The organism is Methanospirillum sp., assembly GCF_028679455.1.
Taxonomy (GTDB): domain Archaea; phylum Halobacteriota; class Methanomicrobia; order Methanomicrobiales; family Methanospirillaceae; genus Methanospirillum.
On sequence record NZ_JAJRBM010000257.1, the window covers coordinates 1 to 4,925 of the forward strand.

Here is a 4,925-nt window from a genome sequence, read left to right on the forward strand (position 1 = left end):
CCATACACCTACGCAATTATTCTATATGAATTGGGAAAGACGGGACCGGCATACAACGGTTCAATCATTGCAACTGACATTGATGAAGAGATGCTCAAAAAAGCAAAAATAGGTGCATACGAGAAAAATGCCCTCGAAAATATGTCAGATTCCCAAATTACCAAGCATTTTGATAAAAAAGAGGATGGGAAATATTATATTAAAGATCATATCAAGCAGATTGTTAAATTCCAGGCACATGATCTTATGACAACATCCCCCATTGCAAGAATGATGGATATGGTGTCATGCCGGAATGTAACAATCTACTTCAATGAACAACAGAAGAAAGGTCTGGTAAAACTCGTTCATGAAAGTCTTGCAAAGGACGGATATTATATCATGGGAATGTCTGAATACATGGCGAAGGATGTCGAACATCTCTTCAAGGCATACAAACCTATGCTGAAAGTTTTTCAAAAGATCGAATAATAAAAATCTCATCCTCTTTTAAAGAGTCCTTTCTTTTTGGGAAGGGGATCAAGACCAGATAATTCACGGTTCAGCTCCTGTTTTTCTTCGTGAGCCTTAATCTCACCGTACATCATATAAAAGTTGAATACTACCCCGATAAGAATCAGCAAACTGCCGATCCATAGCGCTATCCCTTTCGGGCGGATTGCCTCTATCACCCACATTGCTACCAGAATAATTAGCAGGCCAGCAACGTAAAAAGGGCCCCATAGCCTGAGGTTCAGTAGTTTCATCAGGTACTCCACAATATGTATGACAGCTTATTAAATACTCTGATTATTGCGTGAAGATGAGATAATTAAACCGATGAGTAAGTAGATATTTTAACACGTTCTCAAGTGTATGTATGGAATGGGGAGAACAGTTCAGAGAGATAGGGATCATCCTTCTCATCTGCTGCATTCTACTGATCTGTGGTTGTGTGGAGGTAACCCCTCCAGCTGGGACTACAGATGCTGCTGCATATGGATCTGCAGGTTCATCAGGAAATCTGACATCCGGGCTTGACACCAGAACACCAACACCGGTTACCCCTGGAACAGGTACCGCTATTCAATCACCGGGTACGATACAATCCACTCCAGAAGGAGGGTCTAATAATACCACGATGATCCCCCCGGATATTCCAATCGTAAAGGTTACTCCACGCAGTCTGGAAGGACTGCCTGTACCGACTGATACACAGTCATACTCAGCACTCAATAACCGATCAGCAATCGGACCGAATGCTGAATTTATAACGATATACGAGATCAATCATTCTTTTGCAAATGACGCTATTGCGTATGCTTACACGCTTGAAAATCCTCCCATATATATCGATCTCAAATTTATGCCGGTCAACGGAACTGATGTAATCTCATACCAGAAACGAACCGGAGACAAAGAAGGTCAGATCGAGATAACCGTTAACCGGCCACTCAAAGATGCCTGGTTTGAACTACGGGTATACAATCAGAAAGATGGATCAGAGGTACTCAGAGAAGGATTTGGGAAGACATACAGCCAGACAAATAAGACTGTTGTCCTTCGCTCTTCGGGATCATATCAGTTTGATCTTGTTGGCAATCTCATGAATGCAAGTGTGATTCTTAAAGTTTCGGTAAATTCTGCAACGCTCTCCCAGTTCCAGAATGTATCTAACCTGATTGATACCAGGAAAAAGGAGGCAGGACTAATACCTGCAATATACCTGACCCTGTCTGATCTTCCTGCCGACTGGAAAGTTTCAGGCGACATAACTCACACTGATGCAGCATACGAGTCTGTCTTTGTAAATCCCATAACCGGACATAAACTCCAGCAGAATATCAAAAGATATGATTCTACTGAAAAAGCATTAGCAGCACTCGCAGGGTTGAAAACTGCTGCAAGTGCGGAAAGTCCTGCAGCAACCCTGATTGGTCAGGGTGGATTTCAATATGAGTCGGTACGAAAGTCAGAGGTAGCATTCGTTCAGAGTCTCTATCTGGTAGAACTCGTGAGTTACTCAGTCCCGGCAGTAACTCTGGCTGATCTTCAGAAATATGGAGGTCTCATGATCTCCCGAATCAATACTACCGGATAACCTCATTTTTAATCCGATCAGGATTTCAGATCGCGAAATGCCTGAAGATCATTGATATTAGTAAATGTTGTAAGATCAGGATCCAATGCACGGATCTCATGTATAGGTATTATCTTCCGGTTCAGCTCATCGGTGATATCCCTTATTTTCACAGCGGTATGATCTGCAAAAAATCGGAGAAGAGCATCACGCCGGTAAACTGCATGAAGAGGTTCAAGATTGCCATCATCCCAACCCGGGATCGCAACATCCGCATCACCAATCTGGTTAAAAATGTATTCAATTACTACGGATGAGATCAATGGCATATCACAAGCAACCACAAGGATCAGTTCTCCCTGTGCCTGCAAAGCGCCGGTGTGAATCCCTTCTACAGGTCCCATTCCTTTCCTGACATCGATAACACAGGGATAAGAATAACAGGTTGATATGTCAGCTGCCTGTTCTTCATTTCGGCAGCTCATGATGATCTCATCTGTTATCGAACTGAGTACACGAATCTGGCGTTGTAAAAAGGTCTCCCCCTGGTATTCAAACAGATATTTTGCCTGTCCTCCCGCACGAGTCGCCAAACCTCCAAGCAGAATGAGAGCTGATCGCCCAATTTTCCCGGAGATCATGGAAATTCCTGAAAGTTGCGATCATGTTTCATCAGTTTTTTTACCACATCTGCTTCTATCCGTAGGAGCTCCTTTTTGATCCAGACATCAGGAGTGAATCCACCAAGACCGTTTGATGCAACCACCCGGTGGCAGGGGATAATGAGTGGAGTTGAATTTCTACTCATGGCAAGACCAACGGTTCGTGGATTGGTACCTGCCTGTTTTGCAACTTCACCATAGGTTCGGACAGAACCATAAGGGATAGCCAGAACAGCCTGGTAGATATGCCCATAGGTATCTGGCCGTTCAGGGAGAAGGCTTATCATCGGCTCAAGAGTAGTTGTTCTCCCTGCCAGATACCGGGTGATTGGATCAGGTACCGGACCCGGGATACCGGTCCGCTGAAATCTGATTCGATGAACCACCGTATCTTCCCAGGTCACATTTACATACCATAAACCGAGACGACATGAACCCTCACTCACTTCCATCTCCTGATCTGACGGGAAAATTCATCATATGTGCAGAGGACAAGTTCTTCCTGAATCCAAACCGGTAGTCGTGATTTGATCTGTTCTTCAAGAAACCGTTTCTCACCAAAGACCAGAATACCTCGATCCTCAGGGGTTCGAAGCACTCTGCCAAGTGCCTGTTGAACTTTATTGAGAGCCGGAAGTGTATAGGCAAGAAACTTCCCCTCTTCTCCATATCGTTGGGTATAATAATCCATAATCATCTGTCTAACCCGGTTCCAGGGAGCAAGCGGGAGTCCGATAACCATTGCTCCGGTCAACATCTCACCACGGTAATCAAGCCCTTCAGAAAATTTTCCCCCACAAACCGCAAATAAAATCCCGGAACGACCCATACGGGGGAGATTCATAAACCGGGACAGGAATTGTCCGGCTTCAGAACTTTCTTTGGGTTCAATAAACACTTCTTTCTGGATATGAATTTCAACATCCCTGACGACTGATTCAAGCACCTGATATGAGGGGAAATACACAGCAAGATTTCCGGGGCTTGAAGCGAATGCCAGAATATATTTGATGAGTCGCTCATTGTGTTCCTTATTCTGTCGCATGGAATAGGCTGAGGTAATATCAGAAGTCCCGAGTATGAGACGATTTTCCCGGGGAAAAGCATTCGGAAGTTGAAACTGTCTTACTGGGACCGAATCAGTAAGGGTGCGGAAATAGAGTTGCTGATAACTGGACAACGGCGTAAGAGTTCCGGATATCAGGATCATGCAGGAATGTTCTTTGGCAAGAGTGGACAGAGCAGGGGATGGATCGATATTTTGAGCCTTGAGTTGAATATTTTCCTGATCTTTCTGATACACAGTAAGATAAGAAGGATTGTGAAGAGAAAGGTTCAATCGATATAAGAAAGCGGTCAACCGCTCGATCCCAGTTGCCTTATAATCCCCTTTCTTCGTATTCGCTTCTTTCACCACCTCGGAGACATCCATCAGTTGATCAACAACTTCATCGATACTGGTGTAAAATGATTCACGAAGTACCATCCGGGAAAAGATTGCAGGATCAAACCAGTCCTCGGTCTCCATTGAACGTTTGAGCCCGTCAATGAACCGGTTTACCTGAGGAATCAGATGACGGATCGCTTCCAGGTTCTTCATCTCCTTCTTCAGGGTACCGATCTCCCGTTCTGCTGCTTCCAATGCCTGTTGATCGAGGGATACCGAGAGGATGTCCTGCATAACATCCCCACAGTTGTGTGCTTCATCAACGAGAAGAAGAATTTCAGCAGGCTCGCGCTGAAGATTCAGATATAACTGCTCACGGATCTGATCATCGAAGAGGTGATGATAGTTGAGTACCAGAAGATCAACCTGTTGAGATGCCTGAACCATCACTTCATACGGGCAGAGACCTTCGCAGAGGTCACCCACCTGATGTGGATCTACCCCTTTCGACGAGATCAATTCTGCTTTTCGTTTGCATGCATCAGAAGGTATGAGTTTAATATTTCCACTTTTTTCTGAATACACAGCGGTCTTGCTTCTGATAAAAAAAGGGCAGATCAGAGGATGATCTGGATCATTCTTCTTGATCTGCTGAAGGATGAATGGATCCCGTGATGGATCCATCGCTCCCCTGTCTGCCCGTTCCTTAATGAGTGAAGTTGAAAAAGCTTTAACCGCTTCACATTTCCGGTATACATCACCGATTCCGCCAAGTGGGCAGAGGGAACCCTTCCCGACCAGGTACGAATATTTAAGC

The 4,925-nt window shown here is 44.7% G+C and carries 6 protein-coding genes; 2 read left to right on the forward strand and 4 right to left on the reverse strand.

Annotation, left to right across the window (positions count from 1 at the left end):
- Positions 1–471 (forward strand): CheR family methyltransferase (locus tag LUQ50_RS08605; protein WP_300039194.1); only part of this gene is annotated, 471 nt, incomplete at its 5' end.
- Between the two features lie 8 nt (positions 472–479).
- On the opposite strand, the gene LUQ50_RS08610 is transcribed toward LUQ50_RS08605, so the two are convergent.
- On the reverse strand, positions 480–746 hold the full coding sequence (locus LUQ50_RS08610) for a hypothetical protein (protein ID WP_300039196.1): 267 nt from the start codon (positions 744–746) through the stop codon (positions 480–482).
- Positions 747–859: 113 nt separating this feature from the next.
- Between LUQ50_RS08610 and LUQ50_RS08615 the strand changes: the two genes are divergently transcribed.
- Positions 860–2,080: a hypothetical protein gene (locus tag LUQ50_RS08615; RefSeq protein ID WP_300039199.1), complete on the forward strand. Its 1,221-nt coding sequence runs from the start codon at positions 860–862 to the stop codon at positions 2,078–2,080.
- Positions 2,081–2,097: 17 nt separating this feature from the next.
- On the opposite strand, the gene LUQ50_RS08620 is transcribed toward LUQ50_RS08615, so the two are convergent.
- The 3 genes from LUQ50_RS08620 to LUQ50_RS08630 all read right to left on the reverse strand — a co-directional run.
- Positions 2,098–2,700: a molybdenum cofactor guanylyltransferase gene (locus tag LUQ50_RS08620; RefSeq protein WP_300039202.1), complete on the reverse strand. Its 603-nt coding sequence runs from the start codon at positions 2,698–2,700 to the stop codon at positions 2,098–2,100.
- A complete protein-coding gene (locus tag LUQ50_RS08625; RefSeq protein WP_300039204.1) occupies positions 2,697–3,173 on the reverse strand; it encodes a methylated-DNA--[protein]-cysteine S-methyltransferase in 477 nt (158 codons plus the stop codon). Before LUQ50_RS08625 ends, LUQ50_RS08620 begins: the two co-directional genes overlap by 4 nt.
- Positions 3,164–4,925: ATP-dependent DNA helicase (locus LUQ50_RS08630; RefSeq protein ID WP_300039207.1), on the reverse strand; the 1,762-nt coding region annotated here is incomplete at its 5' end. The genes LUQ50_RS08630 and LUQ50_RS08625, both read right to left, overlap by 10 nt.